Consider the following 19,431-nt stretch of genomic DNA (forward strand, 5'->3'; position numbering starts at 1 on the left):
CAGTCCACTCAACCCAGTCTTTCAAGGAGAGTTGCCGTGCCGGATATTGTGGTCATGTTCTTTGTACTAGGTGTCGTCGCCGGTGTGGTGCGCTCCGATCTCAGCATTCCCAAAGCCGCTTATGACATCCTAAGTCTGCTGCTGATGCTGACCATAGGCCTCAAGGGCGGCATGGCGCTGCACGGGAGCCTGAATACGGCTCTGTTAATCGAGCTTGCCGGGGTTACCCTGCTGGGCATTTTAATCCCGCTGATCATCTTCCCCGTTGTTCGCTACCTGGTGCGGCTCTCTTTGGCAGACAGCGCCAGCCTTGCTGCCCACTACGGTTCGGTTAGCGCCGGTACCTTCGCCGTCGCCCTGGCGTATACCGAAGCGCACAGCCTGATGACCGGCGGGCAGGTAACGCTGTATCTGGTGCTGCTTGAACTGCCGGCGATTATGCTCGGGATCTTGCTCTATCGTCGCTTTAGCCAAGCAGGTTCCGCCACTAGTATGTCGAGCCTGTGGCACGAGACGCTGACCAATCGCGGCGTCATCCTGCTGGTCGGCGGCGTTTTGATCGGCTGGCTATACGGGCCGAATGCCGGCGAATCGGTGACCAGCCTTTACACCAATGCTTTCCAGGGCATTCTGGCGCTGTTCCTGCTGGAAATGGGCCTGGTGGCAGCAGAGACGCTACGCAGCCTGCGCTGGGGGCACAGCCGCCTGATCATCTTTGCCCTGGCAGCGCCCGTTGCGCTCTCCTGCCTGGGGTTGATGATGGCGTTCTGGCTTGGGCTGCCCGCTGGCTCCGCGGTGATTCTGGCGAGTCTTACCGCCAGCGCCTCCTACATTGCCGCCCCTGTCGCCATTCGCGCCGCGATTCCAGACGCCAACATTGGCCTTGCCATGTTGGCGTCGTTAGGACTCACCTTCCCCTTCAATGTGCTGATTGGTATTCCGCTCTATCATCAGCTTTGGGGATGGCTGGCAGGCTGAGGCGTGCCCGCCAAGGTGGCGCTGTGATGGCTGACAAGCGGCCGGGAACCGGAGAGCTTGCGCAGCGCCACATAGAACACCGGAGTGAGGAATAGCCCAAACAGGGTAACCCCGATCATGCCCGCAAACACCGCCGTGCCCAGCGCTGCCCGCACCTCGGCACCCGCGCCGGTGGCAATCACCAGCGGCAGCACGGCGGCGGTGAAGGTAATGGAGGTCATGATGATGGGGCGTAGCCGCAGTCGGCAGGCCTCCAGGGCGGCGTCCACGATACTTCTTCCCTGCAGTTCCAGCTCCCGGGCAAACTCCACGATCAGGATGGCGTTCTTGCACGCCAGACCAATCAGCACCACCAGCCCCACCTGCACGAAGATATTGTTGTCACCATCGCCAAACCAGACGCCAATCAGCGCCGAGAGCATGCACATGGGCACAATCAGAATCACCGCCAAGGGCAACGTCCAGCTTTCATAGAGGGCCGCCAGCACCAGGAACACCAGCAGGATCGACAGCGGGAAGACCACCAGCGCCGCGTTCCCCTGGGTGGACTGCTGGTAGCTCAAGTCAGTCCACTCGAACGCCATACCCGGCGGCAGCACGTCCAGCGCCAGCGCGTTGATGGCATCCATCGCCTGGGCAGAGGAAAGCACTCTTGGGTCAGCCTCCCCGGCCAGATCCGCCGCCGGGTAGCCGTTGTAACGCAGCACCGGATCCGGGCCGAAGGTTTGGGTGATATTGACCATGGTGCCGATTGGCACCATTTCTCCCTGATCATTGCGGGTGCGCAGGCGGGCGATATCTTCCACACTGGCCCGGTAAGGCGCGTCCGCCTGGGCGATCACCTGCCAGGTACGACCAAAGCGGTTGAAGTCATTGACGTACGTCGAACCAAGGTAGGTCTGCAGGGTATCGAACAGCTCGGTTAGCGGTACCCCTTGAGCCTTGGCCTTGAGCCGGTCCACCTCGGCATCCAGCTGCGGCACGTTGGACTGGTAGCTGCTGATCGGGAAGGTCATGCCCGGCGTCTGAGCGATGGCACCCTGGAACTGATTGACTGCCTGCTGCAAGGCCCCGTAGCCAAGGTTGCCGCGATCCTCGATAAACATCTGATAGCCCGAACCATTGCCGAGCCCCAGAATCGGAGGTGGCATAAAGGCAAACGCAAACCCTTCCTTCAGCCCGCCGATGCCCTGGTTGATCCTGGCATTTATTTCCGCGGCGGTGAGACTGCGCTCACCAAAGGGGCTAAGGGTGAGAAATACGACCCCCGTATTCGAGGTATTGGTGAACTGCAGCGCGTTCAGGCCAGGAAAGGCGATGGCGTGCTCGACGCCTTCGGTCTCCATGGCGATATCCACGACCTCCTGGAGCATCTGGTCGGTTCGCTCCAGGGAGGCGCCTTCCGGCAGGATAACGCCCGCAATCAGGTAAAGCTTGTCCTGCACCGGGATAAACCCGGGCGGCACCACCTTGAACATCACCCCAGTGCCCGCCAGCAGCAGGGCGTAGACCACAAACACCGCACCCCGGCGTTTTAAAGAGCGCGCCACGCCGCCCTGGTACTTGTTGGCGCTGGCGTTAAAGAAGCGGTTGAAGGGGCGGAAAATCCAGCCGAACAACCCGTCAATGATGCGTGTAAGTCGATCCTTGGGCGCGTCATGGGGCTTGAGCAGCATCGCCGCCAAAGCGGGTGACAGGGTCAGCGAATTAATCGTGGAGATCACCGTGGAGATGGCAATGGTGACGGCAAACTGGCGATAGAACTGCCCGGTCACCCCGGAAAGGAACGCCATGGGGATAAACACGGCACACAGCACCAAGCCGATGGCGACGATCGGGCCGGAGACTTCCTTCATTGCCTGGTGGGCGGCGGCTTTGGGATTGAGCCCTTCGCCGATGTTCCGCTCGACGTTCTCCACCACCACGATGGCGTCGTCCACCACGATGCCAATGGCCAGCACTAGGCCGAACAGGGTCAGCGTGTTGATGGAGTAGCCCAGCAGATAGAGCGCCCCGAAGGTGCCGATCACCGATACCGGCACCGCCAGCAGCGGGATAATCGAGGCGCGCCAGGTTTGCAGGAACAGGGTGACCACCAGCACCACCAGCAGCACGGCTTCCAGCAGGGTTTTCACCACTGCCTTGATCGAATCGCTGACGAAGATGGTGGTGTCATAAACCGCCTCATACTCAACGCCTTCAGGGAACTGTTCAGACAGTTCATCCATGGTGGCCACCACCTGCTCGCGGATCGCCAGCGCATTGGCGCCCGGCGCCTGGAAAATACCGATGGCCACCGCCTCATTGCCGTCCAACTGCGAGCGAAGGGTATAGTCCCCGGCGCCCATCTCCAGCCGGGCCACGTCCGAGAGCCTCAAGATATCGCCACTGTCACCACGCTTGAGCACGATATCGCCAAACTCCTCCACCGTTTCCAGCCGCCCACGGGCGTTGATCAGGGTCAGGAAATCGCTCTCTTCAATGGGCTCGGCACCCAGCTGCCCGGCAGAGACCTGGACATTCTGCTCTCGCATGGCGGCCACCACATCGCTGGCGGTCAAGCCACGGGCGGCGACGCGATCAGGGTCCAGCCAAGCGCGCATGGCGTAGTCACCGCCGCCAAATATCTGGGCATCGCCTACCCCTTCGAGCCGGGCAAGGCGGTCCCTGACATGCAGACGTACGTAGTTACGCAGGTATAGAGTGTCGTATTCACCGCCAGGCGAGGTCAGGTGAACAACCATCAGGAAGGTGGGCGACTGTTTCTGGGTGGTCACCCCCTGGCGGCGCACCGCTTCCGGCAACCGCGCTTCGGCCTGGCTGACACGGTTCTGCACCCGCACGGCAGCCTCTTCGGCATCGGTACCCGGGCGGAAGGTGACGGTCATCTGCAGGACGCCATCAGAGCCTGCGACGGACTTGAAGTACATCAAATCCTCGACGCCATTGATGGCTTCCTCCAGCGGCGTCGCCACCGTTTCGGCGATCTCCTTCGGGTTGGCACCCGGATAGACGGTGCGCACCACCACCGAGGGCGGCACCACATCCGGGTACTCGCTGATCGGCAGGTTGGGGATGGAGATCAGCCCGATCGCCAGGATAATAATCGACAGCACCGCCGCAAAGATCGGTCGGTCGACGAAGAAGCGGGAGAAATTCATGGCGGTCTACGCCTCCCTGGCCGCAAGAGCGGGCTGGTCATCGACAACAGGGGCATCGGCAGCGACGCTTTGCGGGCTTACCTGCATGCCGGGGAAGAACACCTTTTGCACCCCGTTGACGATCACCCGGTCACCGGGGCTGAGCCCCTCGGTGATCACCATCTGTTCGCCCATCTGTCGGCCGGTGGCCACCTGGCGCCGCTCTGCCCGGTTATCACCATCGACGACATACACGTAGCGACGGTCCTGGTCGGTCAGGATCGCCTTGCGCTCCACCAGAAGCGCCTGCTCCAAACGGGCTATCGGCACCTCAACCCGGGCAAATTCTCCCGGCCGGATACGGCCGTCAGGGTTGGCCAGCAGCGCCCGGAACTGCAGGGTGCCCGTACTGGGATTCAAGCGGTTGTCGATAAAGTCCAGCGTGCCTGTGTATTGACGCTGGGGGTCACCACCCAACTCAATCGTCAGACTGCTTTCGCCATCGACCAGCAGTGCCTGGCTGGTGGAGGCGGCCTGTTCGTCCGCTTCGAAGTAGACATGGACAGGATCAATGCTGACGACGGTGGTCAGCAGGCTTTGGTCGGCGTTAGCCAGATTGCCCCGGGTCACCATGGCCCGACCAGCACGACCGCTGATTGGCGCGGTGATATGGGTATAGGCAAGGTCAAGCTCGGCAGTCTCCAGCGCGGCTTCGGCAGCATTCACCATGGCGCGGGCATTGTTCAGGGCCGACTGGCGCTGATCATGTACTTCCTGGGAAATAGCCTGGCGCCCCAGCAACACACGGGCCCGCTCGGCCTCACTGGCGGCCTGGGCACTCTGGCTCCTGGCTTGGGCAAGCTCAGCCTGGGCGGCGCCGACTCGCGCCTGATAGGGGCGAGGGTCGATCTGGAAAAGCAAGTCACCCTGCTCCACCAGTTCCCCCTCCTCGAACGCCACTTCCTCGATATAGCCGCTGACCCTGGGCCTTAGCTCAACCGTTTCCGCCGCTTCTACCCGCCCGGTGAAAGACTCGCTCAACACGACCGGCTGAGCAACGATATCCACCACCTCGACGTCTGGCGGCGGTGGTGGCGCGGCCGCTGCCTCCTCACTCTTGGCTTCACATCCGGTCAGCAAAACCATTAACAGCAAAAACGGGAGGATCCCCCGGCCACTCGTTGAGCGAGCTCTTTGATTCAAACTTCCCATGATGACTTGCTCCAATGGCTATCGGAAGCCGATAGCCGCGTTGGTGATCTATTTCGTACCGCGTTAGCGGTCAGCTTTCCAGTCGCTTGAATAGCGCCAGAATCGACAGTGATGTTGTTGTCATAAGCAGAGCTGGCGGATTGGCAGGATCGAGCTGAATGCGAAACACCTACCAGAGGATGCCTACCATAGGGTGAGCGGGGACGAAGAGGGTATCGGGTTCCTGCGAGAAGATTGCCTGATTCTGTCGCGAGACGTGCAAGGCATCATCTGGCGGGGTATTTTGATAAGCCTGCTACTAGGGTTTTGAGGATAATGACCGTTGTGTGACACGCAGCATGGGTTGTCGTTTTCTGCGCAGTGCTTGCCTGATCCTGCAAAAGCAAATGAAAAAGCCCTCGCCCCATGGAACGAAGGCTTATACTGCTAGCCGATAGGGAGGAGCCCCCATTGACCGATACCTTGCCCATACAAGCTAGCCATTCCACGGACACGCTACTGCTACTGAGCAGCATCGCGCGCCGCTGGACGCCCCTGGAAGAACTTCAGGATACGGCGATTGCCGAGGTACAGCTGGTGCGCGCTGACTCACCCACCACCTTCCATTGTGCCGTCTACGACCCATGCCTGTGCTTTGTCATCCAGGGCAGCAAGACGGTGCTGCTGGGTGACAAAGAGATTGTCTACACCGGACCCAGCTACATGGGCAGCGCCGTTCACCTGCCAGTGGTCGGCAGGATTGACCATGCGACCCCGGAAACCCCCTTTCTGGCGGTGAAAGTCTCGGTGAATCCTCAGGAGGTCGCAGGACTGATACTGGAACTGGGCGACACCGCGCCGCTGGCGGGGAATGACACGATCTGCCCCGAGATGGACTGCGGCTTAAAATCGGCCCCCATGGATGCACGTATGCAGGGCGCGCTCTACCGATTGCTGAGCCTGCTCGACTCCCCGGAAGACATCAAAGTGCTTTCACCGCTGGCCCGCCGGGAGCTGATCTACCGGGCACTCATGGGCGCCATGGGGCCGCACATGCGCCGATTTGCCGCCTCTGATTCCCAGGCAAACCGAATTGCACGGGTCATCTATGCCCTTAAGGAACGCTATACGCAGCCGCTCAAGATTCGTGAGCTGGCAGCGGCCGCCAACATGAGCGAATCGACGCTTTACCACAGCTTCCGCCAGGTCACACGCATGTCGCCCCTGCAGTACCAGAAGAAGCTGCGCCTCCACGAAGCCCGACGACTCATGCTGGCCGAAGGGCTGGAAGCAGCCACCGCCAGCTACCGGGTTGGCTATGAAAGCCCCTCCCAGTTCAGCCGCGAATATAGCCGCATGTTCGGCTCGCCGCCACGGGCTGACGTCAGCTACTTGCGAGGGGCCAGAGCAGCGCCCGAGCCTGCCTGAGGCGTATTGCATACCCCTTGTCGGTTAAAACAGGGCGCTGGGAAAGCGTGGGTGCTCTGTTTTGGGTCGTTTCAATGAAGTGCCGACATAATCAGGCCACACATCACAAACATGCACCCCACGCCGACGAAATAGGCCACCGTTCGCCATGGTTGCAGGCCTGCCAGCAGGCACAAGCTGTGCACGTAACGGGCCCCGGTAAACGTCAAAAAAAGCCAGGCCGCCAAGCCTGGCGCAGCGCCCACCCACACATAGGCAACCCCAAGCGCCAGAAAGATGGGGATATTTTCGACATCGTTTGACCAGGCACGAGCGGCCCTTTGTACCTGGGGCAATTCCTCTTTCGCAGCGTCTCTGCCGACAAAGGCGGCATCTTCGGGGGTCTTGAAAGTCATCTTGGTGATGCGATGAAACCCTTGATACACGGCAATCGCGAACATCTTCAAAAAAAGCAGCACTGACGCCACCGCGTACCAATACACTGCGTTATCCATGGTGTCTCCTTGCGTTTAATGCCCGACTTTGCAACCCGACGCTCCCGCGGCCAACATGACGTATCGCAACCTAACGATGAGAGGCATAAGGCGAAGTATGGACCATACACTCGAAATCCAGGAAATCCGCAATCTCACTCATGATGTCAAACAGATACGGCTTGCCAAGCCTGAGGGATACACCTTTACGCCTGGCCAGGCGACCGAGGTCGCCGTCAATCGTGAAGGGTGGACCGACGAGAAACGGCCGTTCACTTTCTCCTCGCTGGTGTCTGATCCGTGGCTGGAGTTCGTCATCAAGATCTATCCGGACCACGAGGGCGTCACCCAGCAGATCGGCCAACTCAAGGAGGGGGACTCGCTGATCGTTGGCGAGCCCTGGGGCACCATCGAGTACAAGGACGAAGGTGTGTTCCTGGCAGCCGGTGCGGGCGTAACGCCGTTTATCGCCATTCTGCGCGACCTGCATCGCAAGGGCGAGATCGGCAACAACCAGTTGATCTTCTCCAACAAGACCGAACGCGACATCATCCTCAAGGAAGAATTCGAGACGATGCTGGGAGACCAGTTCATCAACGTCATCACCGACGAAAAGCCGTCCGGCGACCATATCTTCACCGATGGCGTCATCGACAAGGCCTTCCTGACATCGCATATCAAGGACATGAGCCAAGCCTTCTACGTGTGCGGCCCTGATCCGTTCAACGAGAGCATCATGGCAGCCTTGAAAGAGCTGGGCGCCAACCCGGACGCGCTTATCTTTGAAAAGTAAGGTGTTTTGCGCCCTGATTCAACGGCGCATCTACAGTGCCAAGGCAGTGTGAAGGCTTAAGACTATCCGCTTTTTGCTTCTCGCCCACTTGGATGGGGAGCAATCACTTAATGCTTTGCTCGGCGGTCTCAATGACCAAGCACAACCCCTCACCTAATCAGGTAGGGTCGTGTCGTGACGCATTGTTATCGCCGACGCTACCCTCGCTGCTTACCGAACCCGACTGAACCACTCTCGGCCTCGCCGTTGGTCGGGTGGGTGATCCCGCCTCTGCAGCAACCATGATGATAGATGGCCACCTTTGTTGATTCGGCTAAACCTTGCTAGCTTTTACTAGGTCTGTGTTTAATCAACCGGAGCCAATATGGATTTTTTCAGCCTTTGGCATCAGGCTGCGCTTACCAGTACCGGTTATTTCTGGATGGCCCTTTGGGCATTCGTACTGGGTTATATCATCAGCAGCCTGATACAAGTGCTGGTAACGAAGGAACGTATGCAGAAAGCCATGGGCAAAACCGGCCCGCGCAGCATGGCGCTGGGCACCTTCTTTGGCTTTATCTCCAGTTCTTGCAGTTTTGCCGCCTTGGCCACCACGCGTAGCCTGTTCCAAAAGGGGGCAGGCTTAGCGCCCTCCGTTGCGTTTCTGCTCGCCTCCACCAACTTGGTGATTGAGCTGGGTATCGTCATATCGATCTTCCTGGCGTGGCAGTTCGTGGTGGCTGAGTATATCGGCGGTATCCTGCTGATCTTTTTTGCCTGGCTTTTCATTCGCATCACCAACCCCAAAAAGCTGATTAAACAAGCCAGGGAGCGGCTGCATGATGGCGATGAAGAACATCAGCATGGCGATCAGCAGGCGAGCTGGCAGTCAAAACTGACCAGCCGTGAGGGCTGGCAGCAGATCGGCATGACCTATGTCATGGAGTGGCAGATGGTATGGAAGGATGTGTTAATCGGCTTTACCGTGGCGGGCGTGATTGCCGCCTTCGTGCCTGAAAGCTTCTTCCATGGGCTTTTTCCTGGCGCTGGCCAGACAGAAGGTGATCTGGGCTTTTTATCCCTGCTCGCTCAAACGTTGATCGGCCCTTTTGCGGCCTTTTTCACCTTTATCGGTTCCATGGGAAATATTCCCTTGGCGGCAGTGCTTTTCGGTAACGGCGTCAGCTTTGCGGGCGTCATGGCCTTTATTTTTTCGGATTTGGTGGTATTGCCGGTTCTGAGGATCAATGCGCAATATTATGGCTGGAAGATGTCGCTGTATATTCTGGCGTTGCTGCTTTGTGGGCTGGTATTTGTTTCCCTGATCATGCATTACGGCTTCGCGGCGTTCGGCCTGCTGCCGGATGCCACTACCGTCCAAACGGCAACGGAACGTGACCATTTCAAGGTGAATTACGGTTTCATTCTCAACCTGATATTCCTGGCCATATCCGCGGTGCTGGTGTTTTTCTGGTACCGGGCCAAACACGCTGATTCGGGCCATGGACATGAGCATGGCCATGAGCATCATCATGACCATGGCGGCACAGGGGCAGGCACCTGGGTTCTGCGTAGCCTTGTCGTTATTGCGATGCTATGGCTGGCCGGCGGCCTCCTTGTGGCGCCACTGATGGCATAAGCGACTATTTTTTTGCTTTGACTGACTTGCGCACTGGGCTCGGCCGGCATCAGCGGCTCATTTATATCGCCTCGATGGTGGTCGATTCAGCTTGATGAGCATGCGTCGGAACAGCTTCACAACCGGGAAGAGATATGCAAACGATCGAACTAGGCGGCGTAAGCGTACCCCGTATCGGCCAGGGCACCTGGCATATGGGCGAAGATGCAGGGCAGCGGCAGGCGCAGGTCAGGGCACTGCGGGAAGGTATCGATCTGGGCATGACCCTGATCGATACCGCCGAGATGTATGCGGAAGGCGGCGCTGAAGAAATCGTTGGAGAAGCCATCCGTAACCGGCGCGATGAGGTGTATCTGGTCAGCAAGGTCTACCCACACAACGCCAGCACCCAGGGTGTTCAAGCCGCCTGCGAGCGCAGCCTGCGCCGGTTGGGCACCGACACTATCGACCTCTACCTGCTGCACTGGCGCGGCCAGTATCCGCTGATCGAAACCGTGGAAGCCTTTGAGCGGCTGCGCGAGCAGGGCAAGATCCTGCGCTGGGGCGTGTCCAACTTCGACACTGACGACTTGGCAGAGCTCGACGCACCCGCTTGCGCCACCAATCAGGTGCTCTACAACCCCGAAGCACGCGGCATTGAAGTCGACCTACTGCCCTGGCAAGCACAGCACAACATGCCACTCATGGCCTACTGCCCCATCGGCCAGGGCGGCGCGCTACTGCATGACGCCACCCTGCAACGCATCGCCGACAAACACCGCGCTACCCCCGCGCAAGTCGCCCTTGCCTGGTCACTGCGCCATCCCGGGGTGATCGCTATTCCCAAAGCCGTTAACCTGGATCACCTCAAACAGAACGCCAAGGCAGATACCGTCAGACTCGACGACGATGACCTGGCTCAGATTGACGCCGCCTTTCCTCCGCCAACCCGCAAGCAGTCCTTGCAGATGGTGTAAGGCCAGGCCGTCAACGGCCCAGCACTGGAGCGATGCCATGTCACTGCCCGCCCCACTCAATGCCTGGATACGCTTCCTCGCCCACCTGCTGTTCATCCTTGCCGCGTGGACGCTGTTCATCAAATACCTGTTCCCCGTTGGCTATGCGCTGGCATATGGGGAGCCCTGGGCGCGGTATATCTACTGGGATCTATGGCCAGTGGCCCACGCCTGGCTAGGCTGGGCGCTGCTCAAACAGCCTCGCTATACGCGTGCATTGGCGGTGGGTATGTCCGTTATTGAAATCCTCATCATCGGCACCCTGTTTGTGCGCTTCCTTAATGACCCCGAGTGGTCGATATGGCGCACCAACTGGTTTGTGAATAAGGTGTTTGTATTGACCTGCTTTGTGCTGGTGTTGGCGGCCACGGTGCCGATCCCCAAAAAATGGAAGGAGCGACCGCTATGAGCTATTGCATCAAGCACCGCATCAAGCATCACATCACGCGCCGAGAAAGCCTTACGCTCATCGGCGCCACGCTGGCCGCCACGATGTTGCCAAGCGTGCCGCTGCTTGCCAACACGGGTGGGATGCGTCAGAAGGCTTTTGCAGGTACTGATAAAACGCTGCCCGTGATCGGCATGGGCACCTGGCGAACATTCAACGTTGGCAGTGACGAGACGCTGCTCGATGCGCGCACCGAGGTGGTTAAGGCCTTTTTCGAGCATGGCGGCGGCCTGATCGACTCCTCACCCATGTATGGCTCGGCGCCGGACGTGATGGGCTATGCCTTGCAACAACTCGGCACGCCCGAGAACCTGTTTTCCGCCGAGAAGGTCTGGAGCCCTGCCGGTGGCACCGCCCGAGAGCAGGTGGCGGAGCTGAAAGAGCGCTGGACGGTGGATCACTTCGACCTGGTGCAGGTGCACAACCTGACGGACTGGCGCGAGCACCTGGCCGCGCTGCAGGAAATGAAGGCCGGAGGCGTTATCGGCCATGTCGGCATTACCACCTCCCACGGGCGCCGCCACGACGAGGTGGAGCAGATCATGTCGTCTGAGGATATCGACTTCGTTCAGTTGACCTACAACATCACCCACCGCGAGGCCGAAAACCGGCTACTGCCCCTGGCGGAAGAACGCGGCATCGGCGTGATCGCCAACCGGCCTTACGATGGCGGCAGCCTGATCAAAACCCTTAAGCAGCGTAACGCGGCATTGCCCGAGTGGGCCAACGAGGAATGCGGTTGCGACACCTGGGCGGACTTTTTGCTGAAATTCATCGTCAGCCACCCGGCGATCACCTGCGCGATACCCGCCACCACCCAGGTCGAACATATGCGCGAGAATATGCGCGCCGGCCACTCTCCTATGCCCTCGGCCGATGCCCGGCAGCGGATGGCTGATTATATCGAGTCGCTATGAACGCCTGGACAAGCTACCGGCTACAGGACTTTATTCCCTTCACGGCGGAGGTGTACTTCCGCCTGCTGGAGCGCATGAGCGAAACCTTCTGGCCGCTGCACCTGCTGACCCTCGCCCTGGGCGGCGCCACCCTGGCACTGGCGCTGAGACACCGCACGCGACTAGCCTGCCTGCTACCCGCCCCGCTCTGGGCCTTTGTCGCCGTGGCGTTTTTCTTTCAGCGCTATGCAGAGCTCAACTGGGCCGGGGGCTATGTTGGCTATGCTTTCATCACCCAGGCCGGGCTGCTGATACTGATGGCGCTAACGGGGTGGGGAGTGGATAACGCGCCACGCGCAACAAATCCACCGGTTGCGATAGGCATCGCCATCGCCCTCTACGGCCTGATCATTGTGCCGCTGATGGCGCCGCTGAACGGCGGTTCCTGGTACCAGGCGGAAGTGTTTGGCATCCACGCCGACCCTACGGCAGTGACCACGCTGGGGCTGACGCTGATCATGCTTCGGGGGTTCGCTCTCTGGATAGCCGCCATCATCCCCGCGCTATGGCTGCTCATTTCTGGCCTGACCCTGCAGGTGTTGGGTTCGGCGGGCGCAATAACGCTGTTCGCTGTGTTGGTGATTGCGCTGGTGGGGGTAGTTTGGAAGAGCCTTAAATCCAAGCGATAAGGTCTCAGCACCCGTACCGTTGAAGCGGAGGCAAAGGAGCTGCTTACAGCGTCTGGTGTTAACTCTTTTTTATGAGAACAGCCTGGGTCTTTTCCCTACTGTAGCCCAGAGACTCATAAAAGAGGTGGGACTGCTCCCGAAGCGCGTTGGCCCGCACTCTGCTAACACGGACTTTTCCTGATAGCCATTTTTCCGCTTCCAGAATCAATCCCTTACCAAGCCCTTGGCCTCTTGCCTCCTCGCTGACCACCAGACTAACGATCTCGCCCTTTATGCCCTCGGCCAAGCGCACATCGATAATCGCAGAAACACAGCCGAGAACGTTGCCAGCCACTTGCGCAACAAACACCTCCCCGCCCTGCTCGCGTACCAACCTTATATTGCTGGATAGCGTTTCTTCAGAGTGATCATAGCCAAGCTGATCCATCAGAAGAACCAATGCTTGGGCGTCTTGGTGGGTATACTTTCTATAAATTGTCTTCATGTATCTTTAGTGCCAGGGTAATTGTCGCCGCGCTTAGCCGAGTCTCCGGCTATATTTTGCCAGAAGATAATCGCACATACTCTGGTACCCTTTCCTTGAGCAATTTGATGAGTTCGGGCTGCATTAATTCATAGTGATCGGGAATATCCAGGCAGACCAGCGGTTTCTCCTTCAACACGTCCTTGTACGTCCTTGCGACCTCATCCTGGTGGTGCTTTTCCATCACCAGAACGATATTGGCCCACTCAATCAAGTCCCGGGAAACGGGCGTTTGGGCATTTACCCCTGTGCCAGCCCCGATTGCCTGGATGCCGGGATAAGCTGAAAAGACATTTTCCGCCGTTGGGCTGCGTAGCCTGTTTTCGCTGCAGATGAATAGAAGGTTCATAGGCGCTCCCTTGTTTACTGTATGTGCTAGCGACAATTCGCCATAGACGTTGGAATTCATAACCACATGATCAGTTGCAAGTTGCATCGTAACGCGGCAGATGATGGTTATGAGCCTAAGCTAGCTCAGCGCCTTAACAACGGTGGCAGCGTACCGCCTGGAAGCATTCGAGGGTTGCGCGAGATAAAACAACAGCGCCGGGGCAAGCCCCGGCGCTGATATCGCACATGGCAAAACAAATTGACGGTTAGAAGCGGAAACCGGCTGATGCGGTAAAGGTATCGATCTTGTAGTCGCTGTCGAAGTCGTAGCGCTCGTATTCGGTACGGACTAGGAAGGGATCGAAGTTGAACTGCGCACCGACACCATAGACCGGATCGGTACCATCCTGATCTTCAAGATCAACGCTAGCCCCGCCAAGGTTACCGTCCACGTCGGTTTCCCACTTGGCCACACCGGCCTTGGCGAAGGCGGTAAACCAGGAGGTGATGGGCAATTGGCCGACCAGACTCGCACCGTAGGCGTCGGATTCCAAATCGGTATTGGCGTCACTGTTACCCTTCAGGCGTGTACGGCCAAGATCGGCATAGAAGATTTCGGTAGCGAAGTAAGGGTTGATTTCGTAGCCGACGAAACCTTTGAAGACGTTGTCTTCGTCATCATCCAGATCAAAGTCTTCAGCGCCATCGGAGATGAAATCGTCGACATCGTCGTCGTCATTCTCCAACGAACTGAAACCGGTACCGATGCCCAGATAGAGGCCATCAGCATTGGGTGCAGCAAATGCCGACGGTGCCGCGGCGAGCAGAGCGGTAGAGGCAAACGAGGCGGTAAGTAGGGTTCTGAGTTTCACGGGTATTCTCCTTGTGACGACTTGCTATGAAAGATTCTATGAATCGTCATGGTATTGAAAGGCGATCCTGCCTTGATTCACTCCATGTGACAGTCGTTTGATTCACACGTATCAAACATAGGCAGAACACTGTTCGATAACAAGGAGGATTCAGTTACGGAAGGTAAGCTTTTGTTGTGAAAAACGCTTCTACCGGGGCGGTAGAGGCGTTTTAGTCATCGATTCCGCACTGAAAACGGTTTTTCTTTAACGTCCGCGATCAGCGGTACCGGATAGCGGCTCAGCTTTTGCGAAAGCGCAAGGTGTGACGCTTTTTAGCGTCCCCTGCATTTTCATTGTCATGCCACTACAATGCTAACGACATGGCTCACCACATGCCCAAAGGCGTGAGCGATAATCGCCGCCTCCAAGCCGTATCGCCAAAAAAGGTAGCCGAAAAGTATGCCGAAGACAGTGTTCGCGCCGACGACGAACGCTACCAGGTCAGCCGTCAACGCCCCTACCTGGGCTGCAGCAGCTGGCAGGTGACCTGCCCCAAATAAGAGTGCGCTTACGACAATGGCGAGCCAGATGTAGACGATCTGTGGTGTACCTTTTCGACGTTGCAAGAGTCGCCACGCCATCCAAACCAGCACCGTCATTAGCCCCCACCGTAAAAGCAACTCCTCCGTGATACCGCCATAGAGAACGCGGGCGACGAGTGGCAAGGTGAACGGCTGTTCCACGTCAGCAAGCTCCGCAGGGGCGTAGCCGCCAATCACAAAGAGCCCAAACCCTCCCAGCAACCCACCAAGAAGCCCGAGAAACAGTTGGGGTCGGAGTGCTGCGGCTACCGATTGACGGGTTACCACTGCCTCAAACGCGGGCGCACTGAGGCCAACCTTCGGTGCAAGCAACACCCCCAACCACACGACGAGCGCGACAAGGAGCCCGCTCTGCGCGATGCTCGCCGCCAACACCAACCACAAGGGTAAAGGGAGTGACGCGTCGCCCAACACCTGGGGAAGCACTGTAACGGTGAGGGCAACCACGCCGAGCATGCCTGCAAGGAACAGGAGCAAACCGAGCTTGATTCGCGGAAATCTGATGGTGTCAATCGTAGTCATAGGCACATCCTGTGGCTCATTATCCCACGATAACCTTACCCCATTAACTCAACGAAACCACATCCCGCAGAGCATTCTTGAAGTGTGTGAAGGCGGACGTTTGCTGTCGGCGATTCGGATAGTAGAGGTAGTAACCAGCGAACGGCTCACACCATTCTTCCAGCACGCGCACCAGCGTACCAGAATCTATTTGCCTGCTAACGATGTCCTCAAGGATGTAAGTAAAGCCATACCCTTCGGTTGCCGCCGCAACCATCAAATCGCTGTCGTTGAAAATGGGGCCTCGACCAGGCTTAACGGCGAGGCTGCGCCCATCCTTTTCGAAATCCCAAGGTGATAGCTGCCCGCTGCGATTTCTGAAGCTGATGCAGGAGTGCAGGGACAGTTCAGAAGGTTGTTTCGGTGTGCCGTGTTGCGAGAGATAAGAAGGGGAGGCGACAACAGCGACCCGCATCGGAGGGCTGATTGGCATTGCCACCATGTCATTCTCAAGCCTTTCGCCCAGTCGGATGCCAGCGTCAAACCTGCCCGCGATGAGGTCAACGAAGTCGTTTTCGACGGAGACCTCGATTTCAATACCCGGATGCTGTCGAATCAAAGAACTCAGCGCCGGCCAGAGAATCGTGTCGGCCGCGTGTTTTCCGGCACTCACCCTGACCGTACCGATCGGTTCATCGCGCAGGCTGGTGAGCAAATTGATTTCGTTGGTCACCTCGTCGAGCGCGGGCGAAAGTTTTGTCAGCAGACGGGCACCGGCATGCGTGGGCGACACGCTGCGCGTCGTGCGCGCCAGAAGCCTGATCCCAATGTCTTCCTCCAACCGCTTGAGCGTTTGGCTGAGCGCCGACTGAGTAACGCCCAGCCGCTTAGCGGCGCGCGTAAAACTGCCTTCGGCAGCGATGACGCGGAAAACTTCCAGATCGCCGAGCAGGCTTGGGCGCATTCGTTAGCTCTCCTTATAGACCCTATAACTAATAAGCAGGTTATCAGCATTTATTAGTGAGCATACTCTATAACAACATTATAGATAGGGAGCACCTCATGGCTAGAAACTGGCTCGTCACCGGCGCAAGCCGTGGATTAGGTCTGGAGATCGCCCGGGCGGCGCTTGCGGCTGGTGAAACCGTCGTCGCTACGGCTCGGTCTGCCAACGACATTACGGAAGCACTTGGACCAAACAGCAGACTACACGCGCTGGCACTCGATATTACGGACGAAGGTGCGGCCGTCGCCGTGGCACAGGAGGCAGTGGATCGGGTTGGCACGATCGACGTATTGGTCAACAACGCTGGCCAAGCACAGCTCGGCTGGTTCGAGACAATCAGCAGCGCACAAGTGCGACGTCAGTTCGAGGTGAATGTCTTCGGCACGATGAACGTAACCCGTGCTGTGACGCCACACATGCGTGCGCGCCAGTCAGGCCTCATCGTTACCATCTCCTCCGTTAACGGGCTGCTCGCCAACCCGGGAGGATCCATCTACGCATCGTCGAAATTTGCCATTGAGGGCTGGATCGAGGGATTTGCACAGGAGCTGGCACCCCTCAATATCAAATCGATGGTGGTTGAGCCGGGCATGCTGCGTACAGATTTCCTTGACGACAAATCAGCCGAGCACGGTGATATCGACGTTCCCGACTATGCAGAAGCGACCCGGCAGTTCCGCTCGTTTATCGCCGCCGCCAATCATAACCAGCCTGGTGACCCAGCCATGCTCGCAGAACGAATCGTCTCCCTCGGCATGTCGAACAAGCCACCCGCCCGTTTCGTCTTTGGTGACGATGCACAGGAATGGGCCACCGATAAGGTAAATCGCCTCAAAATGGAGGTCGAACAGTCAGTAAGTATCGCGAACGGACATTAAATCAATGGGATCAGAGTCATTGATTTTGTGACCATCTCCATTTTGTGAGGCAATGAGTGGTGAATGACCCGCCATCACCGGTGACAAAACCGCGGCGAAGCGGAGGGCTTGGCACCCAGTACATAGCATGGTTATGCGACGTTTAATGGCTTAATCCGGTCAACTTCCTCTTTGACCGACTGGGCTGCCGTCCAAAGATCAATAGCGCGCTGTGCATTCAGCCAAAACTCTGGAGAGTTACCAAACAAACGCGCCAGCCGAAGTGCCATTTCAGGGCTGACAGCACGGCGTTCACGCAACAGTTCATTGACTGACTGGCGCGAGACGCCCAGAGACTCAGCCAGTCCTGCAACTGTCAGGTCATAGTCCGGCAAGAAATCCTCTCTCAGCATCTCACCAGGATGGGTGGGCTTGCGCTGCATACCGGTAGTATTAAGAATAGCCATATCATCACCTCACTCAGTGGTAGTCACACACTTCGACTTCAAACGCATCACCATCTTCAAAACGAAAACAGATACGCCACTGATCATTTATTGAAATTGCGTGCTGCCCCTGCCTGTTTCCCGACAGCGGGTGAAGGCGATTGCCAGGCGGCACTTTCAAATCCTCTAGCTGTACGGCCAGATCCACGTATTCAAGTTTTCTAGCTGCTCTCGGCGCAACATCCGCAGGAAATTTCTTCGACTTGCCCTTGGAGTAAAGTTCTTGGGTTCTTTTGTCAGCAAAGGATTTGATCATGAAACAAAGCGTATTGCGTCACGTGACGCTTGTCAATGAGGTATGGGAATGACTGCATAACGACAATGTTCAGCGGCCGGTTTGTGGAGTGGAGCGCAGCGTAGCAAACCGGTCCGGTGGAGGCCCGCCAGGGCCGGAACGAACTGCAACTACTTGTTAGCCTTGGTCTTCGACGAGTTCACCATTCTCAAAAACGTAAACGCCGGACTTGGACTTCATCTTACCTCCGCAATCAGGACAAGGCTCATCATAGTTTATACAGCCATTCACTGTAATGCTTTGTCTGCCAATATTAGGCTTAAGTTGAAGCGTCTTTTTGCACGACTCACATATAATCTCGATTCTTTTAATTTCTCGTGTTTTAGGTCCAGCTTTGGGGCTTGCCTCCGGAACAATGTAATGCCCCAGCAACGGATTATGACGACTTTGGGCAACTGATTTATATGTGTTAGTTACCCCACCAATAAAACCCAATATTTCATCAAACTCATCATTTGACTCAAATGTAACCCAGTATTCCCCGTTGTCATACCAATATTCACGGCCTGCAACGCATATCGCTCTAATGTGAACAGAGTCGTTCTTTTCTTTGTAAATCTTTTCGTACCGCTCGGATTCACTTAGATTTGTTCCAGAAAGGTCCGTATTTAGGGCGAAGACCACACTCCTAACTTTTTCTATTGAATGATGGCGATCTGAGCCATCTACGTTCTTAAGGCCTGGGAGATATCTAAATTCAGATAGAAGCTTTGCACTTTCGTGCGCTGTGACAAGCTCTTTTGAAGTGAGAGTCGTCTTTACTTCAATCGTATAAAGGACGGCTTCAACTGGAAATATTCCAGTAAATTTATCAAAAAGGATCGGGGGAACAATAGACTTATCGTAAAGAACAATATCTATTTGGTTCGACAGCCGACCAGCATGATTCTCAATTACTTGCCCGGTTCCGATACCTATATCGGCCGGCAATAATGGCCGAAATAGTTCGGAAATTAAAATCTCAAGAACTGAGCCTTTTACTCCTCTGTGGGTAAGAGTACTCGCCGCTCTAGCATTCGCGATTGCACCGGCCACCTTTGCTCTTAAGAACGCTTGATATTGATTTTTATCTGCCATGACATCCAAATCAAATTTTGGCCAACGCCCGGCTCACTCGCCGGATTGGAGCCGCGAAGCGGCGGAAAACCGGTCGCTGTGCAGCCGATTGTTAAAAACGCCTACGCCAAGGGCGCTCTACTCCCGGAGTATTTTGGCACAGGTACTCAGTTAGGGAAGGTCTGAATAACTGCCGATTATCGCCAATCGCGGTTTGAGTCGACAAAAAATCAAAGATTCAGACACGCTTCT

The 19,431-nt window shown here is 57.2% G+C and carries 20 protein-coding genes; 9 read left to right on the top strand and 11 right to left on the bottom strand.

What is annotated here, in order from left to right; genetic code table 11:
• Positions 1-36: 36 nt before the first annotated feature.
• The gene (locus tag R3F64_RS13825) at positions 37-978 is read left to right on the top strand and encodes a sodium-dependent bicarbonate transport family permease (protein ID WP_332612037.1); all 942 of its coding nucleotides are present in this window, start codon (positions 37-39) and stop codon (positions 976-978) included.
• Here R3F64_RS13825 and R3F64_RS13830 read toward each other — a convergent pair.
• Together R3F64_RS13830 and R3F64_RS13835 are read right to left on the bottom strand one after the other, a co-directional pair.
• Positions 951-4,139 (bottom strand): efflux RND transporter permease subunit, encoded by a 3,189-nt coding sequence (locus R3F64_RS13830; protein WP_332612039.1) that lies wholly within the window; start codon positions 4,137-4,139, stop codon positions 951-953. The two genes, R3F64_RS13825 and R3F64_RS13830, sit on opposite strands and share 28 nt — an antisense overlap.
• A gap of 6 nt (positions 4,140-4,145) precedes the next feature.
• Positions 4,146-5,330 carry an efflux RND transporter periplasmic adaptor subunit gene (locus R3F64_RS13835; protein ID WP_332612041.1) on the bottom strand — a complete coding sequence of 395 codons (1,185 nt, stop codon included), beginning with the start codon at positions 5,328-5,330 and terminating at the stop codon, positions 4,146-4,148.
• A 450-nt stretch (positions 5,331-5,780) separates the two neighbouring features.
• Between R3F64_RS13835 and R3F64_RS13840 the strand changes: the two genes are divergently transcribed.
• Positions 5,781-6,737: an AraC family transcriptional regulator gene (locus R3F64_RS13840; RefSeq protein ID WP_332612042.1), complete on the top strand. Its 957-nt coding sequence runs from the start codon at positions 5,781-5,783 to the stop codon at positions 6,735-6,737.
• Positions 6,738-6,808: 71 nt separating this feature from the next.
• On the opposite strand, the gene R3F64_RS13845 is transcribed toward R3F64_RS13840, so the two are convergent.
• Positions 6,809-7,231, bottom strand: a complete 423-nt coding sequence (locus tag R3F64_RS13845) for an MAPEG family protein (protein WP_332612043.1) — start codon at positions 7,229-7,231, stop codon at positions 6,809-6,811.
• Between the two features lie 97 nt (positions 7,232-7,328).
• On the opposite strand from R3F64_RS13845, the gene R3F64_RS13850 reads away from it, so the two are divergent.
• The 6 genes from R3F64_RS13850 (at position 7,329) to R3F64_RS13875 (ending at position 12,649) form a co-directional block, all read left to right on the top strand.
• Positions 7,329-8,003, top strand: a complete 675-nt coding sequence (locus R3F64_RS13850) for an FAD-binding oxidoreductase (RefSeq protein ID WP_253023018.1) — start codon at positions 7,329-7,331, stop codon at positions 8,001-8,003.
• Positions 8,004-8,367: 364 nt separating this feature from the next.
• Positions 8,368-9,621: a permease gene (locus R3F64_RS13855; RefSeq protein WP_332612046.1), complete on the top strand. Its 1,254-nt coding sequence runs from the start codon at positions 8,368-8,370 to the stop codon at positions 9,619-9,621.
• A gap of 134 nt (positions 9,622-9,755) precedes the next feature.
• A complete protein-coding gene (locus R3F64_RS13860) occupies positions 9,756-10,577 on the top strand; it encodes an aldo/keto reductase (protein WP_332612048.1) in 822 nt (273 codons plus the stop codon).
• Positions 10,578-10,614: 37 nt separating this feature from the next.
• Positions 10,615-11,025 carry a hypothetical protein gene (locus tag R3F64_RS13865; RefSeq protein WP_253023012.1) on the top strand — a complete coding sequence of 137 codons (411 nt, stop codon included), beginning with the start codon at positions 10,615-10,617 and terminating at the stop codon, positions 11,023-11,025.
• Positions 11,022-11,981 carry an aldo/keto reductase gene (locus R3F64_RS13870; RefSeq protein WP_332612049.1) on the top strand — a complete coding sequence of 320 codons (960 nt, stop codon included), beginning with the start codon at positions 11,022-11,024 and terminating at the stop codon, positions 11,979-11,981. Before R3F64_RS13865 ends, R3F64_RS13870 begins: the two co-directional genes overlap by 4 nt.
• The gene (locus R3F64_RS13875) at positions 11,978-12,649 is read left to right on the top strand and encodes an MFS transporter permease (RefSeq protein WP_332612051.1); all 672 of its coding nucleotides are present in this window, start codon (positions 11,978-11,980) and stop codon (positions 12,647-12,649) included. The genes R3F64_RS13870 and R3F64_RS13875 overlap by 4 nt, the downstream gene beginning before the upstream one ends.
• A gap of 58 nt (positions 12,650-12,707) precedes the next feature.
• Here the strand turns inward: R3F64_RS13875 and R3F64_RS13880 are convergent, their stop codons facing one another.
• The 5 genes from R3F64_RS13880 to R3F64_RS13900 all read right to left on the bottom strand — a co-directional run bounded on the left by R3F64_RS13880 (position 12,708) and on the right by R3F64_RS13900 (position 16,423).
• The gene (locus tag R3F64_RS13880; RefSeq protein ID WP_332612053.1) at positions 12,708-13,133 is read right to left on the bottom strand and encodes a GNAT family N-acetyltransferase; all 426 of its coding nucleotides are present in this window, start codon (positions 13,131-13,133) and stop codon (positions 12,708-12,710) included.
• Positions 13,134-13,182: 49 nt separating this feature from the next.
• Positions 13,183-13,521 (bottom strand): low molecular weight protein tyrosine phosphatase family protein, encoded by a 339-nt coding sequence (locus R3F64_RS13885; RefSeq protein ID WP_332612055.1) that lies wholly within the window; start codon positions 13,519-13,521, stop codon positions 13,183-13,185.
• Positions 13,522-13,768: 247 nt separating this feature from the next.
• A complete protein-coding gene (locus tag R3F64_RS13890; protein ID WP_253022994.1) occupies positions 13,769-14,374 on the bottom strand; it encodes an outer membrane beta-barrel protein in 606 nt (201 codons plus the stop codon).
• 338 nt (positions 14,375-14,712) lie between these two features.
• On the bottom strand, positions 14,713-15,480 hold the full coding sequence (locus R3F64_RS13895; RefSeq protein ID WP_332612058.1) for a CPBP family intramembrane glutamic endopeptidase: 768 nt from the start codon (positions 15,478-15,480) through the stop codon (positions 14,713-14,715).
• Between the two features lie 43 nt (positions 15,481-15,523).
• Positions 15,524-16,423 (bottom strand): LysR family transcriptional regulator, encoded by a 900-nt coding sequence (locus R3F64_RS13900; protein ID WP_332612060.1) that lies wholly within the window; start codon positions 16,421-16,423, stop codon positions 15,524-15,526.
• A gap of 98 nt (positions 16,424-16,521) precedes the next feature.
• Between R3F64_RS13900 and R3F64_RS13905 the strand changes: the two genes are divergently transcribed.
• Entirely contained in the window at positions 16,522-17,343 is an 822-nt protein-coding gene (locus R3F64_RS13905; RefSeq protein WP_253022988.1) for an SDR family NAD(P)-dependent oxidoreductase, read from the top strand.
• A 131-nt stretch (positions 17,344-17,474) separates the two neighbouring features.
• On the opposite strand, the gene R3F64_RS13910 is transcribed toward R3F64_RS13905, so the two are convergent.
• The 3 genes from R3F64_RS13910 to R3F64_RS13920 all read right to left on the bottom strand — a co-directional run bounded on the left by R3F64_RS13910 (position 17,475) and on the right by R3F64_RS13920 (position 19,200).
• The gene (locus tag R3F64_RS13910; protein WP_253022986.1) at positions 17,475-17,789 is read right to left on the bottom strand and encodes a HigA family addiction module antitoxin; all 315 of its coding nucleotides are present in this window, start codon (positions 17,787-17,789) and stop codon (positions 17,475-17,477) included.
• Positions 17,790-17,802: 13 nt separating this feature from the next.
• Positions 17,803-18,084, bottom strand: coding sequence for a type II toxin-antitoxin system RelE/ParE family toxin (locus tag R3F64_RS13915; protein ID WP_253022984.1), 282 nt, complete (start codon positions 18,082-18,084; stop codon positions 17,803-17,805).
• 156 nt (positions 18,085-18,240) lie between these two features.
• The gene (locus R3F64_RS13920) at positions 18,241-19,200 is read right to left on the bottom strand and encodes a DUF6602 domain-containing protein (RefSeq protein WP_253022982.1); all 960 of its coding nucleotides are present in this window, start codon (positions 19,198-19,200) and stop codon (positions 18,241-18,243) included.
• Between the last annotated feature and the right edge of the window lie 231 nt (positions 19,201-19,431).

This window comes from Halomonas sp. 5021, assembly GCF_036663435.1.
GTDB classification, from domain to species: domain Bacteria; phylum Pseudomonadota; class Gammaproteobacteria; order Pseudomonadales; family Halomonadaceae; genus Vreelandella; species Vreelandella janggokensis.

Coding starts and splice junctions, on each gene's coding strand:
- R3F64_RS13915 (WP_253022984.1), bottom strand. CDS start 18,084: ATGATCAAATCCTTTGCTGACAAAAGAACCCAAGAACTTTACTCCAAG.
- R3F64_RS13920 (WP_253022982.1), bottom strand. CDS start 19,200: ATGGCAGATAAAAATCAATATCAAGCGTTCTTAAGAGCAAAGGTGGCC.
- R3F64_RS13880 (WP_332612053.1), bottom strand. CDS start 13,133: ATGAAGACAATTTATAGAAAGTATACCCACCAAGACGCCCAAGCATTG.
- R3F64_RS13865 (WP_253023012.1), top strand. CDS start 10,615: ATGTCACTGCCCGCCCCACTCAATGCCTGGATACGCTTCCTCGCCCAC.
- R3F64_RS13875 (WP_332612051.1), top strand. CDS start 11,978: ATGAACGCCTGGACAAGCTACCGGCTACAGGACTTTATTCCCTTCACG.
- R3F64_RS13830 (WP_332612039.1), bottom strand. CDS start 4,139: ATGAATTTCTCCCGCTTCTTCGTCGACCGACCGATCTTTGCGGCGGTG.
- R3F64_RS13870 (WP_332612049.1), top strand. CDS start 11,022: ATGAGCTATTGCATCAAGCACCGCATCAAGCATCACATCACGCGCCGA.
- R3F64_RS13850 (WP_253023018.1), top strand. CDS start 7,329: ATGGACCATACACTCGAAATCCAGGAAATCCGCAATCTCACTCATGAT.
- R3F64_RS13860 (WP_332612048.1), top strand. CDS start 9,756: ATGCAAACGATCGAACTAGGCGGCGTAAGCGTACCCCGTATCGGCCAG.
- R3F64_RS13855 (WP_332612046.1), top strand. CDS start 8,368: ATGGATTTTTTCAGCCTTTGGCATCAGGCTGCGCTTACCAGTACCGGT.
- R3F64_RS13885 (WP_332612055.1), bottom strand. CDS start 13,521: ATGAACCTTCTATTCATCTGCAGCGAAAACAGGCTACGCAGCCCAACG.
- R3F64_RS13895 (WP_332612058.1), bottom strand. CDS start 15,480: ATGACTACGATTGACACCATCAGATTTCCGCGAATCAAGCTCGGTTTG.
- R3F64_RS13845 (WP_332612043.1), bottom strand. CDS start 7,231: ATGGATAACGCAGTGTATTGGTACGCGGTGGCGTCAGTGCTGCTTTTT.
- R3F64_RS13910 (WP_253022986.1), bottom strand. CDS start 17,789: ATGGCTATTCTTAATACTACCGGTATGCAGCGCAAGCCCACCCATCCT.
- R3F64_RS13900 (WP_332612060.1), bottom strand. CDS start 16,423: ATGCGCCCAAGCCTGCTCGGCGATCTGGAAGTTTTCCGCGTCATCGCT.
- R3F64_RS13905 (WP_253022988.1), top strand. CDS start 16,522: ATGGCTAGAAACTGGCTCGTCACCGGCGCAAGCCGTGGATTAGGTCTG.
- R3F64_RS13835 (WP_332612041.1), bottom strand. CDS start 5,330: ATGGGAAGTTTGAATCAAAGAGCTCGCTCAACGAGTGGCCGGGGGATC.